The 19,802-nt window shown below is 44.9% G+C and carries 10 protein-coding genes; 4 read left to right on the forward strand and 6 right to left on the reverse strand.

The features are described from left to right. Window position 1: 1 nt before the first annotated feature. The gene (locus ACEXOE_RS12380) at window positions 2–880 is read left to right on the forward strand and encodes a nucleotidyltransferase family protein (RefSeq protein ID WP_394749119.1); all 879 of its coding nucleotides are present in this window, start codon (window positions 2–4) and stop codon (window positions 878–880) included. After that, complete coding sequence (locus tag ACEXOE_RS12385; RefSeq protein WP_394749120.1) at window positions 874–1,941, forward strand: phosphotransferase enzyme family protein; 1,068 nt, start codon at window positions 874–876, stop codon at window positions 1,939–1,941. The genes ACEXOE_RS12380 and ACEXOE_RS12385 overlap by 7 nt, the downstream gene beginning before the upstream one ends. A gap of 44 nt (window positions 1,942–1,985) precedes the next feature. Here ACEXOE_RS12385 and ACEXOE_RS12390 read toward each other — a convergent pair whose 3' ends face one another. Then, window positions 1,986–2,585 carry a 3-keto-disaccharide hydrolase gene (locus ACEXOE_RS12390; protein ID WP_394749121.1) on the reverse strand — a complete coding sequence of 200 codons (600 nt, stop codon included), beginning with the start codon at window positions 2,583–2,585 and terminating at the stop codon, window positions 1,986–1,988. Window positions 2,586–2,903: 318 nt separating this feature from the next. Here ACEXOE_RS12390 and ACEXOE_RS12395 point away from each other — a divergent pair, with 318 nt between their 5' ends. Then, window positions 2,904–3,422, forward strand: coding sequence for a DUF7935 family protein (locus ACEXOE_RS12395; protein WP_394749122.1), 519 nt, complete (start codon window positions 2,904–2,906; stop codon window positions 3,420–3,422). Here the strand turns inward: ACEXOE_RS12395 and ACEXOE_RS12400 are convergent. From ACEXOE_RS12400 to ACEXOE_RS12410, 3 genes are read right to left on the reverse strand one after another with little or no spacing between them, the layout of a single operon-like run. Next, window positions 3,414–4,322: a patatin-like phospholipase family protein gene (locus ACEXOE_RS12400; protein WP_394749123.1), complete on the reverse strand. Its 909-nt coding sequence runs from the start codon at window positions 4,320–4,322 to the stop codon at window positions 3,414–3,416. The two genes, ACEXOE_RS12395 and ACEXOE_RS12400, sit on opposite strands and share 9 nt — an antisense overlap. A 15-nt stretch (window positions 4,323–4,337) precedes the next feature. Further along, complete coding sequence (locus tag ACEXOE_RS12405) at window positions 4,338–5,252, reverse strand: patatin-like phospholipase family protein (protein WP_394749124.1); 915 nt, start codon at window positions 5,250–5,252, stop codon at window positions 4,338–4,340. Continuing rightward, a complete protein-coding gene (locus ACEXOE_RS12410) occupies window positions 5,252–7,327 on the reverse strand; it encodes a M1 family metallopeptidase (protein WP_394749125.1) in 2,076 nt (691 codons plus the stop codon). The genes ACEXOE_RS12405 and ACEXOE_RS12410 overlap by 1 nt, the downstream gene beginning before the upstream one ends. Window positions 7,328–7,409: 82 nt before the next feature. Between ACEXOE_RS12410 and recG the strand changes: the two genes are divergently transcribed. Continuing rightward, the gene (gene recG, locus ACEXOE_RS12415) at window positions 7,410–9,515 is read left to right on the forward strand and encodes an ATP-dependent DNA helicase RecG (protein WP_394749126.1); all 2,106 of its coding nucleotides are present in this window, start codon (window positions 7,410–7,412) and stop codon (window positions 9,513–9,515) included. A 9-nt stretch (window positions 9,516–9,524) separates the two neighbouring features. Here the strand turns inward: recG and ACEXOE_RS12420 are convergent, their stop codons facing one another. Together ACEXOE_RS12420 and ACEXOE_RS12425 are read right to left on the reverse strand one after the other, a co-directional pair. Then, complete coding sequence (locus tag ACEXOE_RS12420) at window positions 9,525–15,074, reverse strand: immunoglobulin-like domain-containing protein (RefSeq protein ID WP_394749127.1); 5,550 nt, start codon at window positions 15,072–15,074, stop codon at window positions 9,525–9,527. A gap of 113 nt (window positions 15,075–15,187) precedes the next feature. Then, window positions 15,188–19,699 carry an Ig-like domain-containing protein gene (locus ACEXOE_RS12425; RefSeq protein ID WP_394749128.1) on the reverse strand — a complete coding sequence of 1,504 codons (4,512 nt, stop codon included), beginning with the start codon at window positions 19,697–19,699 and terminating at the stop codon, window positions 15,188–15,190. Window positions 19,700–19,802 lie beyond the last annotated feature (103 nt).

A 19,802-nucleotide genomic window follows, 5' to 3' on the forward strand; every position in this document is an offset into this window, starting at 1 on the left:
AATGACTTTATTGATCATGGCGGCCGGTAGCGGAAGTAGATACGGTAAACTTAAACAGTTCGATACTTTTGGTCCACATGGGGAGTTCTTAATGGAATACAGTATTTATGATGCCATATACTGTGGATTTCAGCAAATTGTCATTGTCACCAGAGAAGAACGTATTCCTTTTTTAGAAGAACACTTTAATGCAAAATTGCCCTCTGGGATTTCTTTGACCATTGTTCCTCAATTGATACAGGACATCCCTATGGCCTCCAATTTATGGAAAGTGCGCGAAAAACCTTGGGGAACCGCCCATGCCATTTGGGCAGCGAGAAAGGAAATCAACACCTCTTTTGTGGTGATTAATGCAGATGATTTTTACGGTAGGGACGCTTTTAAAAAAGCGGCCTATTTCCTTAGAGAAAACCCTGAGGAAACTACTTTTGGATTGGTTTCTTACCCCCTATTGAACACCTTATCCCAAAATGGTGCGGTTTCCCGTGGTATATGCAGCATCACTCAAAATCAATTATCATCTATTCGCGAAGTTGAACGGATTGCACAACAACAAGATATAATCATAGATTTAGATACGCAGGAACCTTTTAGTGGAGAGGAGTTGGTCAGTATGAATTTTTGGGTCTGCAAGCCTTTGTTATTTAGAGAAATAGAAAGTTATTTTCTTGAATTTCTTCAAAGTAAAGATGCATTGCAATTAGAAGCATATATTCCTTCCGTTATTCAGGAACTTATTAAATGGAAAAAGATTAACGTCAAGAATATGATAACGACATCGCAATGGTTTGGAATTACCTACAAAGAAGATCGCGACATTGCCCGTTCCCATATACAGGACTTAAGCAGCCAAAATAAATACCCCCAACCTTTATGGTAAATACGCCATATTCCGAAAATACCTTACAGGAACTACTGCAACAGTTTAAGGTCGAAGCCGTTTCCTATCGGTTTAAGGGCATTAAACAAGGGTATATCAATGACTCTTTTTTTGTTTTGCACAAGGATGCTATCAAATTTGTGTTGCAGCGCATAAATACGGGTGTATTTACGAATCCAAAAAGGGTTATGGAAAATATTTCTACCGCACTGCCCTATCTCCATGGGGAAGACTATGTAGGTATTGATCTTATAGCTACCCATGATCAACGCAATTATATCTATAGCCCTCAAATGGGGTATTGGCGACTTTACCGTTACATACCGAACAGTTATGCCCCAGCGGTAGTCGCAAATGCTGAAATGGCCTTTGAAGCAGGGAAATTGTTAGGTAATTTTCACGGCTTGGGTGCTTTGATCCCTCAAGGAGGGATTCAGGAGATTATCCCTAAGTTCCATGATTTACAATGGCGAGTGGACCAATTTAAAACTTCGTTGTCCAAAGCAACACAGGTTTCATTACATGCCGCAAAAGATAGTATTGCCATGGCCAAAGCCACTTTCTCCTATTTTACGCCGCTTTGGGAGGAAGAAATGCCTTTGCGTATTTGTCACAATGATGCCAAATTGAACAATATGCTATTTGACCAAAGTACCAATACATCTCTGTGTTTTATTGATTTGGACACCCTCATGCTAGGACATTTCTACTATGATTTTGGCGATGCGGTACGTACCATAGTAAATGCAACCCCTGAAGATGAAACCAACTTGGACTTAATCACCTTTGACAAAGCACTTTTTGATCATTTTTTAAACGGATTGGTACAGACCAACGCAGCTATAAGTCCATACGAGAAAGAAACCCTGCATCTAGGAATCCTTTATATGCCGTTTCTTCATGGCCTTCGGGCATTGACGGATTATTTGGAAGGGAACATTTATTATAAAGTCGCCTATGAGAATCAAAATTTAGATCGGTGTAGAAATTTATTCCGTTTTGTGGAAGTCGCACTTGCAGCAATGGAAACGATTAAAGACATGATTAAGAGGAAACTTTAATGACCTCTCAACTGCGCTCGAGGAAACCATTGTGACAAGAAATTCTATAGCTTTTTTAGCATTAGATTTTTCCACTTTATCTTAATTCCGCCACCATCATGAATTTGCAAGGCTACAGACCCTTCACCCTTCCCAATCTTTTCATCTTGCAGTTGTATCATTTGGGTGCCATTGAGCCAAGTGGTCAGGGTATCATCGACCATTCTAATTTTTAAAGTATTCCACTCCCCTTCCTTTAAGACCTTTTCTTTCTCGGCTTCAGGTTTTATCAGCCATCCTCTACCGTAGGATTCATAAACACCTCCAGTATGTTTTCCTTTGGGCGCTACTTCTACCTGCCAACCGGAAACCTTGGTGCCTTCTACCGTAGAACGGATAAAGACCCCGCTATTGCCATCTGCCTCTTGTTTAAATTGCGCCGTAAGTTCAAAGTTTTTATAGTGTTTATCTGTGCCGAGGTATCCATAGGCCTTATCCGGCCCACTTTCTGAAACCAATAAGCCATCTTCCACATACCATTTTTCAGTACCATAGATGGTCCAACCCTCTAGGTTCTTACCATTGAACAAAGAGATATCCTGACTTCTCAAGGAATTGGTAAAGAACAATACAAATACGGTAACTATAATTGGATAGGTTTTCATACAAAAAGCTTTGCTCTAAAATACTAAATTAAATGTATTGAAAAATAGATGTACTTGTTAATGCTACGTCTTTTTCTTTTCCTTTCTTCTATATTTTTTAAGCTACATACTTTGTAAGATACTGGTGTACATCCTAAAACCTGCGATTATCTCTATTAGAACACATTCTTTCTATGCAATATTCGAAAAAGTATTCCTATAGTAAAATCTGTGTTTTAGTCCTAATGCAACAAAGGAATTACATGTTTTTTTCAACCAGATAATTTTTTTATAAATCCATCGTTCTATCAGAACAACCAAAACAATATCTAGCTAAAAATGGACGACAATCAATTGTATCAACTCTTTGCGTATTTAATTCCAACCGTAGTTACTGGCTTAATCGCTTTTTATTTTTTCCGTGCCCATACCCGAAATGAAGAAGGACGCAGGCGTTTTCTATTACATAAGGATTCTCAACAGAGCACTTTACCTATTCGCCTTCAAGCTTATGAGCGTTTGGCCTTATTTTTAGAACGTATTGCAATCCCTAGTCTTGTAGTCCGCGTTGCTCCAAAATCAAACAATAAAAACGATTATGAAAATCTTTTGGTAAAGACTATTGAAAATGAATTTGATCATAATTTATCCCAGCAAATTTATATGACGGATGAATGTTGGAACATCATTAAAGCTGCGAAAAGTGCTACGATACAGGCCATTCGAAAAGCAGCAATGAGCGAATCTGATTCTGCGGACAAGTTACGGGAAGATATTTTGAATAAGACTATGGACAAGCAGTCCCCATCGGCCACGGCCCTTTCTTTTGTGAAAAAAGAAATCGGGGAACTATGGTAGTTCCTCGTCCACAATCATGTCCATAAATTTGGATTCGGCATAATTATAGCCTTGCAACCACCACTCTGCCATTAATTTTTTATTGAAGACCAGGGAATTCTCCGTTAGCTTCGTGGGCGTATAATATAGGTTCAGGCGTACCCCATTGTGTTTTGCGGCCAGTTTGCCTTCTGAAATATCATGATATTCTATTTGATCAAGGGCAAAACCATAAATACTGAGCATTAGAGAAAAAGGGTTTTTTCCCAAAACTTTGTTATGCTCCATTTTTTCCGATTCCAAAATAATAGCATCGATTTCTTTGGCCCCTCTCCGAATGGCCTCTCTAATGGGCACTACACAGCCCAAACCTCCATCTCCATACTCAAATCCGTTCTTTTTTACTAAGGACATAAAGGGGATATAATTACAGGAGATCCAAATCCAATCACAAAATTCATCATAGGAAAATTGGCGTATGGACTTATACTCTACTCTATTCTTGGATAAATTAGAAACGGTAACCACAACATCTTTATGCGTATTCAGTATGGCTTGGTATTCTTCCTTCGTGAAAAACTTTCGAATCGTTCTTCGCAATGCTTTACTTTCACCAAAAGTCCGCTTCCGCTTAATGAATTGCAATACGGTGTTCATAAAATTGATGGAAACAAACTCCCTATCCCCTTTCTTACGTACAACAAAAGGATTTAAGCTAAAGATAGCGCGCTGATTGACATTCGTATAGATGTCGTATAGTTTTCCAATATTGTTCAAAGCCAGTTCCGGGATAAGTAAACTTCCTGTAGAAGTACCTACTAGTATATCGTAATCCCTTCTTTCCCCTTCCATAAGATACTGGGCTACTCCTCCGGCGAAAGCACCTTTGCTTCCTCCGCCACTGATTACCAATGCTCTCAACTATTATTGTTTTGGTTATTCATTTACGGAAATTTCTATTTGGCTGGTTTCGGTATTCTTGAATTTGGCATATTCGTATCCTTTCTCCCACCATCTCCCCATTTTTTCCTTGTCAAAAATAAGGGAATTCGTGGTAAGGACTGTTGGCGTATAATAAAAATTTATAATGGCATCTTGATAACTGGCTACATATTTCCCAATACGGATATTTTGAAACTCTATACGATCCAGCATAAAGTCGAACAAATTGGTAATTAATGAAAATACATTTTTGGAGGGCATTCTATTAAAATGGGTGATTTCTGTCTGTAATATAATGGCATCTACTACGGTAGCGCCTCGTTTTATGGCTTCTTCGATAGGTACCATACTTCCAAAGCCTCCATCGGAATATTCGCAACCGTTCTTTTTTACCAAACTCATAAATGGTGTAAAGTTGCAGGAAATCCATATCCATTCACAGAATTCCTCATAGGTATAGTCATTAATGGATTTGTATTCTACTTGATTTAAAGATAAATTAGACACCGTGGCCAAGATATTCATAGGACCATTTTTAAGGGTATTGAATTCTTCTTCCGTAATGGTATTTTGAATCAATTTTAGCAGGTTGTGACTTTCTCCAAAGGTTTTGCTGCCCCTGTAAAAATTCTTTAGTACACTCCAATGATTAATTCCAATAGTTTCCACTCCCTTCTTTTTCTGTACATTAAAAGGACAATTGCTGAAAATATCATTTTGGTCTACAGAGGTGTATACTTTTCTTATTTTTTCGATTTTCTGAAGCGCCAAATGTGAAATCAAAAGGCTGCCCGTTGAAGTACCCAAAAATAGATCATAAGAATGTTTTTGTTCCTCCATCAAATATTGGGCGACACCTCCAGCAAAGGCCCCTTTGCTTCCCCCACCAGAAATTACCATTGCTCTCATTATAGTTCTATTTTTGTTGTAATGTACTTCAATTCTTTTTCATTCAAACTCGTGGATAACGCTAGTATGCGTTTTTTATACGATGCTTCTTGCAGCAGTTCGTCCAATAGCGTTCGTGCATATTTTTTAAACTGCCAACTATGATGCATGCAGGCATTGATCAGATCTTTCAAATTCTGATCGGAAAATTGAAAAGCCTCCTTCAAATAAAGAAAAGCGCCCTGCCGCACTTCAAAATGATATGCTTCCCCCGTATACCCACTTAATTCATTGTAATATTCTTGTTTGAAATTATTATCGAATCCAGGGGTTAAAATGGCTAAAGTCAACCATAGAAGACGCACATTTTTGTTGGAAAAACCGGTAACACCCCTTGTTTTTTCTAAAAACCTTCCTCTTTCCTCGGGGAAATGTACCCAGAGCTTATACAATGCATTTTCTATAGTAGGATAACTGTCATCATCCAATAAAGAAATAAACCAATCCTTTTCCTTCGGAGAAACCCGATCTATGGAAAAGGCCAATGCTTGTCGAACCGCAATACTCCCATTCTTAATATCATCCAACAAGGATTTCGGTATAGATTTCGCATATTTACGGATGATTTCTTCTTTTAATCGGTCCGATTTTGTTTCATTCCAATAACGTTCAATAATTGTTCCATTAGCACCTAGACTCGTAGTTAATTCCCGCTGTAGGGCCAAGAACATTGCAATTTCCCGAGCATCTTCTTTTAAATAGGTCATGGCTTCATCGAACGGGAAATCTATTTCTTCCAACCATTTTTTCTCATAGATGCTTAAGTCTTGCTGACTTGCTTTTTCCACAGCCGTAAGAAAATCGGCAATGGTAACATTGGAAAATTGATACTGGGTCAAATAATTTTTCACTCCTTCACGAAAAGCCTTTTCGCCCACCTCGTGCCGTAAAACATATAAAGCCCAAGCGCCTTTTTCATAAAAAGTAAGACTACTTGCCTTAGGATTTTTTAGTGCTTCTCCTTTTCCTTCTCGCGATTGCTTTTGCAATTGCAGGGCTGTCCCATACAATTTCCAAAAAGCATATTCCTTCCCGAAAACTGCTCCTTCCGCCAATAGGGCGTAATAGGTTGCAAAGCCTTCATGCAACCAATGATGTTCTCCATTTTTTTCGGTTACCAGGTTACCAAACCACTGATGCGCCATTTCATGCGCATTGACATTAACATAGTTCTTATCTTTAAAACCAATAGAGTCTACCATAAAGGTCTCCGAAAAAATGGTTGTTCCCGTATTCTCCATTCCGGCATACAGAAAATCTTTGACCGGTATTTGCTTGTAGTTTTGCCATGGGTATTCCACGCCAATTTCTTGTTCCATGAAATCAAAAATAGTTTCGGTATGCCTATAAGTGGATGCTACCAATGCACTATCCTTTTCATAATAATAAAGGGATAAGGGTACCGAATTCTGGGTGCCAAGGTCTTTTTTAGCATATTGCCCAATAGCAAAAGCTAAAAGATAACTGCTCATGGGTTTCTCCATATCATAAAACCAGGTTTTCTCATTTCCTGAAATGCTAGTTTCCTTCAATTTTCCATTGGCGATTACTTCATAGTTTTGGTCATAGGCAATGGCCATATCAAAGATGACTTTTTCATTCATATCATCAAAACTGGGCAACCAATGACTGGTATATTTTCCCTGACCTTGTGTCCATATCTGTTCTCCGTTTTTTTCTCCTGGCGGTATAAAATATACGGTCTGTTGGGGAGTGGCGATATAGGTTAACTTTAAGTGATAGGTTTTTCCCTTTTTGAATTGATGGTAGACGCTGATTTTTTTTCCGTCATTCATATATTTTTTCGGCCTATCATTTAATACGACTTTTTCAAATTTCATTCCTTGGGCGTCTAGGAAAACAGTTTCTACCTCTTCTAAAACTTGAAAATGATAGGTGATTTCTCCATGAATTTGTTTTTTTTCAAATATGGGATGTAGGATTGCTTCCGCATGGGTAAAATCTACCTTATGCTGTTGTTGCGCCTTTGCCGAAAATCCTAAAAAAAGGAAAAGTCCCCATAAAACATACTTCATAAATCCAAAAATTATAAACCCATAGCCAAAATAACAAATTTGTATTGTTGCAGGTATAGGTGCTAACCATTATTTTAGTCGCATGAATCCCAATTTCCTACAAACTCCAATTGCATATCTCAAAGGGGTTGGCCCCAACAGAGCCAATGCACTTACTTCTGAATTGGGCATTCAGACCTATCAAGACCTTATCAATCTCTTTCCGAATAGGTATATTGATAAAACACAATATTATAAAATCAATCAACTGCAACGCAGTGGAGCGGATGTCCAAATTATTGGAAAAATCATCCATATCAAATCGGTATCCCAAAAACGGGGTAGTCGATTGGTGGCTACCTTTGTTGATGATACCGGGAAAATGGAATTGGTATGGTTTCGCGGTCAAAAATGGATCAAGGAAAATATTAAACTCAATGTTCCCTATGTGGTTTTTGGGAAAACCAATTGGTTCAACAATAGTTTCTCCATGCCCCATCCGGAAATGGAATTATTGGCCGTTCATGAAAAAGGAATGCGGATTTCGATGCAACCTATATACCCCTCAACCGAAAAGTTAGGTAATATGGGGATAAACAACCGATTGATCAGCAAGTTAATCCAGCAACTGTTTGTAGAGACCAAAGGTCGCTTTAAAGAAACCTTGTCCAACAGTCTTTTGGATGAATTGAAATTGCTCTCGAAACCGGAAGCGATGTTCAATATCCACTTTCCCAAAAATCAAAATTTATTGGCAAAGGCGCAATTTCGCTTAAAGTTTGAAGAACTCTTTTATATTCAATTGCAGTTAATTTTCAAGAAAATCTTACGGAAACAAAAGATTAAGGGATATGTTTTTGATCAGGTAGGACCACTTTTTAATCAGTTTTATTCCGAACAACTTCCTTTTGAATTGACGGGAGCCCAAAAAAGGGTAATTAAAGAAATTAGAGCGGATATGGGCAGTAATGCCCAAATGAATCGCCTATTGCAAGGAGATGTAGGTTCAGGGAAGACCATTGTAGGCCTAATGTCCATGCTATTGGCCATTGATAATGGATATCAGGCTTGTTTGATGGCACCTACAGAAATTCTCGCGAATCAGCACTTCAATGGAATCCAGGAACTCTTAGGAGATCTTGATGTGCGCATTGCATTACTCACGGGTTCCAGTAAAAAGTCCGAGCGGAAAATTATTCATGAAGAACTGGAAAATGGCAGCCTTCATATTCTGATTGGAACCCATGCCGTATTGGAGGATAAAGTACAGTTTTCTAACCTTGGCCTTGCCATTATTGACGAACAGCATCGTTTTGGAGTGGCCCAACGCTCCAAACTATGGCATAAAAATGAAATCCCTCCCCATATTCTGGTGATGACCGCTACCCCTATTCCGCGAACTTTGGCTATGAGTCTATATGGGGATTTGGATATTTCTGTAATCGATGAACTCCCTCCCGGAAGAAAGCCTATAAAAACAGTGCATCGTTTTGACAGTAATCGTTTAAAAGTATTTCGCTTCATCAAAGAAGAAATAAAGCTAGGGAGACAAGTATATATCGTATACCCTCTAATCCAGGAATCCGAAAAACTGGATTACAAAGATCTCATGGATGGCTATGAAAGTATTGTTCGGGATTTCCCCCAGCCCCAATATCAAATCTCCATTGTTCACGGACAGATGAAACCCGCTGACAAGGATTATGAAATGGAACGTTTTGTAAAGGGAGAAACACAGATCATGATTGCCACCACAGTTATCGAAGTTGGCGTAAACGTTCCCAATGCGTCCGTAATGATCATAGAAAGTACAGAACGTTTTGGCTTGTCCCAATTGCATCAATTACGTGGACGCGTAGGACGTGGTGCCGAACAGAGTTATTGTATTTTAATGACAGGACACAAGCTGTCCAATGAAGCCAAAACTCGTTTGGAAACCATGGTACGTACCAATGATGGTTTTGAAATCGCTGAAGTGGATCTAAAACTAAGAGGTCCAGGCGATTTAATGGGCACACAACAAAGTGGCGTATTAAATTTAAAAATAGCGGATATCGTTAAGGATAATACGATTTTGAAAACGGCTAGGTTCCATGCCCTACAATTATTGAAAACAGATCCTTCTTTGGCCAAAGAAGAACATTATATGATTCGCACCGCTTATGCTCAAATGGTAAAACATAAGACCATCTGGAACTATATTAGTTGAAGCACGACATTACGGACAGGGCTGTCCTCCACTTCCAAAATCAATGAATACCGTACGTACAATGGGAGCCAATCCGCCACCACTGGGCGTTACGGTAAACTCTAAAGTTATAGGTTCACAGGGAATTCCCGGACCTTCATAAGTACCATTGGAAACACCTATAATGGCAGGGAAATTAGTCTGCGGCGGTCTAAAGGTTCCATTGTAGGTAAAACCAGTAATCGTATTAAATGTAGTTTCCCTATAGGACATTTGGAACGTTATTCCCATATCCTGTGCAGCCTGATTTGGTGTGATCCTGAAAGTAATGGGTACAGTTGATCCCGGGTCAAATCCGTCTCCAGACGAAGGTATTGGATCTATCGTAAAATTAAAGCTTGGTGGATCGGGAGGATTTATAGTAACATCTAAAGTATCCGGCGTACTTACAGCGCCATCATCATCTACCACGATAAGCGTTACCGTATAGGTTCCTGGAGTACTATAAGTATGATTCACCGTATTAACGGTGGTAATATCCGAATCGCCATCTCCGAAGTTCCATCGATATTCAACAATACTGCCATCCACATCACTGGAATTTAGTCCGGAGAATCCACGGGACATATTGTTTCCTGCACCATTCCTAATATCTGCTGTTGGTATTCGATTAGTGTTTATGGTCCAATCTTGTGAACTACCTACTTCCGAAGTAACGCGATACCCTATTACTTGGGCAAAATCCTGTGCAACATTCCTAGCAGGATCTATGGTTGCTCCTTCTGAAATTTCAAAAACTTCGGGAACAACATTTAAATTTAGCCCCACAGGTACATTTAATCTAACCTGGGTCGTGGATGTTGGATCTATGATGGTGCTTCCAACTTGTCCCGTTATACGGAAATCAACAATGTTATTTCCTGTATTCCCTGCTGCTACATTTACAGTAACACTCCATTGCTGTTGATCTCCATTCTCCGCGGTTACGGTATAATTCTGTGGAGTACTAAAATTACGTTGAACATTGAGTCCAGGATTAATGCTAGCTCCAGTAGATATGGTAAAGGGCGCTGGAACAGTGTTTATGTTCGTTCCAAAAGGTACATTTACGGTAACGGTATGGGTATTGGTGTTAATCGTAGAAGCTCCGGTTTGTCCTGGAATTCCAAAACTGACAATATCATTTTCGGTGCTTCTGGGATCTGCTTCTACAGTAACTTGAACACTCCAGACTTGCTGATCTCCGTTTTCCGCGGTCACCGTATAATTAACGGGGGATGAAAAATCCTGGACACTGGTACCAAGCGGATTGGCTGTTGCTCCATTGGATACCGTAAATGCGATTGGAGCCGTCACCAAATTGGTATCAAAAGCCACATCCAATGTTATCGTATGATTATTTGTGTCAATATTTGCTTGTCCCCCTATCTGTCCCAGCAAGGCAAAACTGGTAATGTCATTTTCTGAACTTCGCGTGTCCTGAGCTTCATTTACAGTGATGGTCCATAGCTGTTGATCCCCATTTTCGGCCGTTATCGTATAATTTTGCGGTGTGGCAAAATTACGCTGTGTATTAATGGCGGGAGCTATATCAGCTTCTGCCGATATCACGAAAGGAGTAGGCACCACATTAACGTTTGTTCCAAAGGGTACATTTACGGTTACTGTATGGGCATTGGTATCAATTATGGTATTCCCCATTTGGTTTGGAATACCAAATTCTATAATATCATTGGCATTGCTGCGGGTATCAGCCGCCTCGGAGGCATTGATGGTCCATTCCTGAGCATCTCCATTTTCTGCGGTAATGGTATATATTACGGGAACAGAAAAGTCACGAACCTGATTCCGTAAGGGGTTTTCACTGGCGTCGGCTGAAATACTAAAGGCCAAAGGAGCTACATTAAGATTTGTCCCAAATGGGACTTCCAAGGTCACCGTATGATTGCTGGTATTAATACTACTAGCGCTCAACTGACCTGGTAGAACAAAAGAAAGGATATCATTAGCATCACTTCTAGGGTCAGGAAGTATGTTTGCCGCAACAACCCATTCTTGTGGGGTACCATCTTCAGCGGTTACCGTATAACGCACGGTATCTCCAAAGTTTTGAACAGAAGTTGCTATAGGATTTATCGTTGCCCCTGGTGAAATATCCAAGGTTATTGGAGCTACGTTTAAATTTACTCCAAAAGCTACATTCATTCCTATGGTATGTACACCTGGATTTATTACCGCCGCACCAACTTGTCCGGGAATCTCAAAAGCAAGAATATCGTTATCACTTGACTGGGGCTCTGGTTGAACCGTAACTTGACGCACTACTTGATTGGCAGCATTGCCCGCGGCATCGGATACATTATAGGTCACTTGATAGGTACCCACAACATTCGTATTCACCCCACTAGCATCAATGACAATAGCACCACTAATGTCCCCATCCACATTATCCGTAGCGGTGGCACCTAATTCGTTATACGTATCGCCTACGGTCAAGGTGACATTTCCCCCAATCAACGTAATTACTGGAGGGGTAGTATCTGGAGCAGTGGTTACAGTGACCTGCCTTACTACTTCATTGGCGGCATTGCCGGCAGCATCAGATACATTGTAGGTCACCTGATAAGTGCCCACGACATTGGTATTTATTGCACTGGCATCGATCACGATGTCCCCACTGATATCGCCATCTATATTATCCGTAGCGGTGGCACCTAATTCGTTATACGTATCGCCTACGCTTAAATCAACATTCCCCCCGATCAACGTAATTACCGGAGGCGTTGTATCAGGGGCAGTCGCTACGGTGACCTGCCTTACCACTTCATTAGCAGCATTGCCCGCAGCATCGGATACATTATAGGTAACCTGATAGGTCCCCACGGCATTGGTGTTTACCCCACTGGCATCGATCACAATGGCGCCACTAATATCGCCATCCACATTATCTGTAGCAGTGGCACCTAATTCGTTATACGCGTCGCCTACGGTCAAATCAACATTCCCCCCAATCAATGTAATCACCGGAGGCGTTGTATCGGGAGCAGCCATTACGGTGACCTGCCGTATTACTTGATTGGCAGCATTACCTGCGGCGTCAGATACATTATAGGTTACTTGATAGGTACCTACAACATTTGTATTCACTGCACTGGCATCGATCACGATATCCCCACTGATATCACCATCCACATTGTCCGTAGCGGTGGCTCCTAATTCGTTATACGTATCGCCTACCATCAAAGCAAGATTACCACCGATCAAAGTAATTACGGGAGGGGTTGTATCTGGAGCAGTAGTTACAGTGACCTGGCGCACCACTTGATTGGCAGCATTGCCCGCGGCATCCGATACGTTGTAGGTCACTTGGTAAACGCCCACCACATTGGTATTCACCGCACTGGCATCGATCGCGATGTCCCCACTGATATCACCGTCCACGTTGTCCGTGGCCGTGGCGCCCAATTCGTTATAGGTATCCCCCACCGTCAAAGCAAGGTCCCCCCCGATCAAAGTGATCACCGGGGGCGTCGTATCCGGGGCATTGGTCACCCTCACCTGACGGACCACTTCATCCGCCGCATTGCCCGAACTGTCCGATACATTATAGGTCACCTCGTAAACGCCCTCCACAGAAGTGTCCACTCCACTGGCATCGATCACGATGTCACCGCTCAGATCGCCCTCGATATCGTCCTGGGCCGTGGCCCCAAGTTCATTGTAGGTATCCCCGACCCTAAGGTCCACATTGCCCCCGATCAAAGTGATCACAGGGGGCGTGACATCATCCCCCAGCACAACGTTCACCGTCCATTCCGCCACATCGCCGTTCTCCGCCGTCACCCTATAGATCACAGGGTCGTTGAAGTCCTGCTGCTCCCCTTCCCCGGGATCCACCGTCGCCCCCATCGATACCGTGATCGTCGTGGGCGCCACCTCGATGTTCGCCCCAATGGGGATCTCCACCTCCACCGTACGCGAAGCCGGATCGATAAGGGCAGTACTGCTCTGGTTCGGAAGTACGAAGTTCAGGATATCGTTCTCCCCGCTGCGCGTATCGGCCGCAACGCTGACCAATACCGTCCATTGCGCCTCATCCCCGTTCTCCGCCCTTACCGTATAGCCCACGGCCGTACTAAAATCACGTACCACTGTCGGCAATGGGCTCACACTTGCGCCCGTGGACACCGTAAGGGTCGTCGGCGCAACGTTCAGTTCCGTTCCGAAGGCCACCTCCACCTCCACACGCTTGGTATCCGTATCGATGATCGCCGAGCGCGTCTGCCCGGGAAGCAAAAAGTTCACGATATCGTTGTCCCCGCTGGGCTCGGGACCGAAGTCCACCACCACCGTATATACCTCTTGGGAGCCATCGGCAGCCGTAACCGTATATTCCACCGGTACCGAAAAATCCTGGGCCTCCCCCGAGGCCGGGGAGATCGATGCCCCCGTATGCGTTATCTCCGGGGAGAGTACCGTGGAGGGCCTTGTCGATAGCGACACCAGAATATCCGTCCCCGTTATCGTTCCCGCAACGCCGTTGATCACAAAACCGGTGATCTCCTTGGCATCGCTCGGCGCCTCGCTCACGGAGACCGTCCATTCCTGTTGGTCCCCGTTCTCCGCCATCACCGTATAGGCCACATCTCCGCTGAAGTCGCGCACCGCTGTCGCAAGAGGGCTCACGCTTGCGCCCTCGGAGACCGTAAGGGCATCAGGGGCCACGTTCAGGTCCGTACCGAAGGCCACTTCCAATTCCACTTTATGGGCATCCGTGTCTATGACCGACGCTCCCGTCTGCCCTGCCAACGAAAAGGAGGTGATATCGTTGCCCTCCAGGAGCAGTTCCTCCACTACCTCGAAGTCAAGGGTAGCCGTAAGTTCCTGACCGTTGCTGTCCCGAAGATCGAAGGTCAGTACCGAAGTGCCGAGCGCATCCGGGACAAAGACCAGGGAATAGCTCCCGGGGACTATCGGAACGTATGTATCCAATTCTAGGGGGTCCGTGGTGGAAGCGTCCGTAAGGCTGCCCGAGCCGGGGCCTATACGGTAATTTCTTTCATAGGTGGCGTTCGCATTGTTGGCGACCGCACCAAGGGTGATCGTTATCGCGGCGCTGTCGCCGAGCTCCAGGCGCGACACATCGCTCGTGGCCATCCAGGTGGCGGGTACCTGGCGGATCGTATAGCCAAGCTCCGTTTCCTCGCTGAAACCAAAATTGTCCTCCGCAACGATGCGAAGCGAGTGCTCCCCGTCAACCGTCCCGATGTACCTATAGTTTGCCGATAGCGCCTCCAACGCTACCTTCTCCCCCTCCGGGATTCGCTCCCCAAGGGAGTCCTCGAAATAGCCCTCGCCGCTCTCGATACGATAGGTCAAAAAATATTCATAGCCCTCCAAAAGCGCCTCCGGGACCACCGTGAAAGAGGTCGTCAAGGGGGCGTTCACGAAACCCTCGTTGTCGTGTCGCTGCTCCAGGGTGAACTCCACCTCAGTCACAAGGCCCACGTCCTTGGTACAGGCCAAGAGCAATAGGAAGACCCATAGGGTGCGCAGTAAGGGACGGACAAACTTTTTCATATAGCAAAAACGGACTCCAATATATTAATTTTTGTCCGCTTTGCTTCTCTTTTTCCTTCCAAAATCACCAAAAAAACGGTGATTGTATTGTTCCTGCGTCCAGTAACACAAAATTAGAACCGAGAAGCTATAAATGTAGCTGTAGCTCCGCTCCCATTGGTCGGGTAGGTTATGGTTACGATACCATTACCCAAAGCGGCTGCGGTAAAATATACCATTCCAGTTGCCGGCATTACAAAAGTACCGGTATCTGTACCATCTTCAATCAATTCATCTCCTTCACACAAGCGTATTTCAGGAGTTTGGCCAGCGTCAAGACAGGTATACCTACCTTGAGCTTGTAAGGTGAAAATCCGATCTCCGCCAAGATTATCTTCCGTATAGACCTCAAAAAGACCATCAACTACCGTAGAGCCTACTGGAGTGGCTTGCGCAAGGAGGTCAATCCGTATCACTGCACCAATAGGAGCCGTAAACAATCCTGTATTTTGATCATAACTATAGGGAATTTCCTCTACCGTAATGTTGGCGGTAGCCAGAATATTTCCATCTTCGGCCGATCTGGCGGTCACTGTTGTACTTCCCACACCTACTGCACTCAATAACCCATTTGCATTCACGGTAGCGACAGCTGCACTCCCTGTTGACCAATTGACGCCCTGATTGGTGGCATTTGCTGGCAATATAGCGGCTGTAAATTGTTCTGTCTGACCTACAAATAAAGTGCTCGTAGTTGGAGAAATTGAAATACCAGCCACTGGAACAACGGCAGGGTTCACGGTAATTTCAACAGTTCCAAAAACACCGGGATCTGAAACGGAAGTCGCACGAATTGTAGCCACACCTTCTCCTACCCCTGTCACCCGTGCCGTATTTTCATCAATAGTAGCCACGGCTGCATTGGACGTAGACCAAGTAAAATTACGATTCGTAGCATTTGCTGGTAAGACGGTTACTGAAAGTTGCTGAATATCTCCTACTTCTAGGGTAGCGCTGGAAGGATTTATAGTAATACTCGTTACGGGTATAATCGGAGCAGTTACGGTAACATTTCCTGAATCCGTGATACTCCCATTTTCTACGGAAATGGCAGTGACCGTAGTAGTGCCCTCTGCAATAGCGGTAATATTTCCAAATTGATCTACCGTCACGATATTGGAATCTCCAGATATCCAATTCACATTTTGATTTGTGGCATTAGCGGGTATGATTTCAGCATTAAAGGTATCCGCATCCCCAATTTCCAAGGTCAGATTATCTGGACTAACCGATATTCCTGTTACGGGAATGGTCGCTGTGGTTACGGTGACATCTCCAAAATCCGTGATGCTTCCATTTTCTACGGAAATAGCAGTAACTGTAGTTGAACCTTCTGCAATAGCCGTAATATTTCCAAATTGATCCACCGTGACAACATTGCTGTCGCCAGATATCCAATTCACATTTTGATTCGTGGCATTGGCAGGTATAATTTCTGCGCTAAAAGTATCTGCATCCCCAATTTCCAAGATCAGGCTATTTGGACTAACTCGTATTCCTGTTACCGGAATGCTTGCCGCTGTTACGGTGACATTGCCCGAATCTGTAATCGCGCCGTTTTCTACTGAAATGGCGGTAACCGAAGTGTTCCCTTCTGACACAGCAGTTACATTCCCATTTTGATCTACGGTAACGATATTGGTGTTTCCTGAAATCCAATTCACTGCAGGATTGGTTGCATTTGCAGGAGTTATCGTAGCATTAAAAGAATCAACATCCCCTATACCAAGAGTAAGGTCTTGCGGAATCACCGTTATCCCCGTAACCGGAATGACTGCACCGGTAACGGTAACGGTTCCTGAATCTGTAATAGTTCCGTTTTCTGCAGAAATCGCCGTAATCGAAGTAACTCCTTCACTTACTGCCGTTACATTTCCATTTTGATCAACGGTAGCGATACCCGTATTTCCAGAGATCCAATTGACATTTTGATTGCTTGCATTTGCGGGTTGTATAATGGTATTAAAAATACCTATATCTCCAATTTCCAAGCTTAGATTATCCGGACTCACGGTTATTCCTGTTACCGGAATGGAAGGAGACAGTATGGCAAAAGTAATTGAAGAAAATAAAGTTGGATTAGCCGTGGCAGTTCCAGTGATAATTGTGCTTCCAGGAGCTAGAGCTGTTACACGTCCATTCGTATCGATACTTGCTATAGCAGGGTTGCTTGAAGACCAGGTAACCCGCTGATCTGTAGTATTTGATGGAACAAATATCGCTCGCATATCAATCGTCTCTCCAACAATTAGAGAGGTCGATGATGCCGAAATAATTAAATCTGTCGCGGGTATGTCCTCTTCCACAACCGTTACCTGTCGTACTACTTGATTGGCAGCATTGCCCGCGGCATCCGATACATTATAGGTCACCTCGTAAACGCCCTCCACATTGGTATTCACCGCACTGGCATCGATCACGATGTCCCCACTGATATCACCGTCCACATTGTCCGTGGCCGTGGCGCCCAATTCGTTATAGGTATCCCCCACCGTCAATGCAAGGTCCCCCCCGATCAACGTGATCACAGGGGGTGTCGTATCAGGGGCATTGGTCACCCTCACCTGACGGACCACTTCATCCGCGGCATTGCCCGAACTGTCCGATACATTATAGGTCACCTCGTAAACGCCCTCCACAGAAGTGTCCACTCCACTGGCATCGATCACGATGTCACCGCTCAGATCGCCCTCGATATCGTCCTGGGCCGTGGCTCCAAGTTCATTGTAGGTATCCCCGACCCTAAGGTCCACATTGCCCCCGATCAGTGTGATCACAGGGGGCGTGACATCGTCACCCAGCACAACGTTCACCGTCCATTCCGCCACATCGCCGTTCTCCGCCGTCACCCTATAGGTCACAGGGTCGTTGAAGTCCTGCTGCTCCCCTTCCCCGGGATCCACCGTCGCCCCCATCGATACCGTGATCGTCGTGGGAGCCACCTCGATGTTCGCCCCAATGGGGATCTCCACCTCCACCGTACGGGAAGCCGGATCGATAAGGGCAGTACTGCTCTGGTTCGGAAGTACGAAGTTCAGGATATCGTTCTCCCCGCTGCGCGTATCGGCCGCAACACTGACCAATACCGTCCATTGCGCCTCATCGCCGTTCTCCGCCCTTACCGTATAGCCCACGGCCGTGCCAAAGTCACGTACCACTGTGGGCGATGGGCTCACACTGGCCCCGGTCGACACCGTAAGGGTCGTCGGCGCAACGTTCAGTTCCGTTCCGAAGGCCACCTCCACCTCTACACGCTTGGTATCCGTATCGATGATCGCCGAGCGCGTCTGCCCGGGAAGCAAAAAGTTCACGATATCGTTGTCCCCGCTGGGTTCGGGACCGAAGTCCACCACAACGGTATATAGCTCCTGGGAGCCATCGGCTGCCGTAACCGTATATTCCACCGGTATCGAAAAATCCTGGGCCTCCCCCGAGGCCGGGGAGATCGATGCCCCGGTATGCGTTATCTCCGGGGAGAGTACCGTGGAGGGCCTTGTCGATAGCGACACCAGAATATCCGTCCCCGTTATCGTTCCCGCAACGCCGTTGATCACAAAACCGGTGATCTCCTTGGCATCGCTCGGTGCCTCGCTCACGGAGACCGTCCATTCCTGTTGCTCCCCGTTCTCCGCCGTCACCGTGTAGGCCACATCTCCGCTGAAGTCGCGCACCGCTGTCGCAAGAGGGCTCACGCTTGCGCCCTCGGAGACCGTAAGGGCCTCGGGGGCCACGTTCAGGTCCGTGCCGAAGGCCACTTCCAATTCCACTTTATGGGCATCCGTGTCTATGACCGACGCGCCCGTCTGCCCCGCCAACGAAAAGGAGGTGATATCGTTCCCCTCCAGGAGCAGTTCCTCCACTACCTCGAAGTCAAGGGTCGCCGTAAGTTCCTGACCGTTGCTGTCCCGAAGATCGAAGGTCAGTACCGAAGTGCCGAGCGCATCCGGGACAAAGACCAGGGAATAGCTCCCGGGGACTATCGGAACGTATGTATCCAATTCAAGGGGATCCGTGGTGGAAGCCTCCGTAAGGCTGCCCGAGCCGGGGCCTATACGGTAATTTCTTTCATAGGTGGCGTTCGCATTGTTGGCGACCGCACCAAGGGTGATCGTTATCGCCGCGCTGTCACCGAGCTCCAAGCGTGACACCTCGCTCGTGGCCGTCCAGGTAGCGGGTACCTGGCGGATCGTATAGCCAAGCTCCGTTTCCTCGCTGAAACCAAAATTGTCCTCCGCAACGATGCGAAGCGAGTGCTCCCCGTCAACGGTCCCGATGTACCTGTAGTTCGCCGATAGCGCCTCCAAAGCTACCTTCTCCCCCTCCGGGACACGATCCCCAAGGGAGTCCTCGAAATAGCCCTCACCGCTCTCGATCCGATAGGTCAAAAAATATTCATAGCCCTCCAAAAGCGCCTCCGGGACCACCGTGAAAGAGGTCGTCAAGGGGGCGTTCACGAAACCCTCGTTGTCGTGCCGCTGCTCCAGGGTGAACTCCACCTCCGTCACAAGGCCCACGTCCTTGGTACAGGCCAAGAGCAATAGGAAGACCCATAGGGTGCGCAGTAAGGGACGGACAAACTTTTTCATATAGCAAAAACGGACTCCAATATATTAATTTTTGTCCGCTTTGCTTCTCTTTTTCCTTCCAAAATCACCAAAAAAACGATGAAAAGAAATCCTTTATTTTAGG

Source organism: Spongiimicrobium salis (assembly GCF_043678055.1).
Lineage (GTDB): Bacteria > Bacteroidota > Bacteroidia > Flavobacteriales > Flavobacteriaceae > Spongiimicrobium > Spongiimicrobium salis.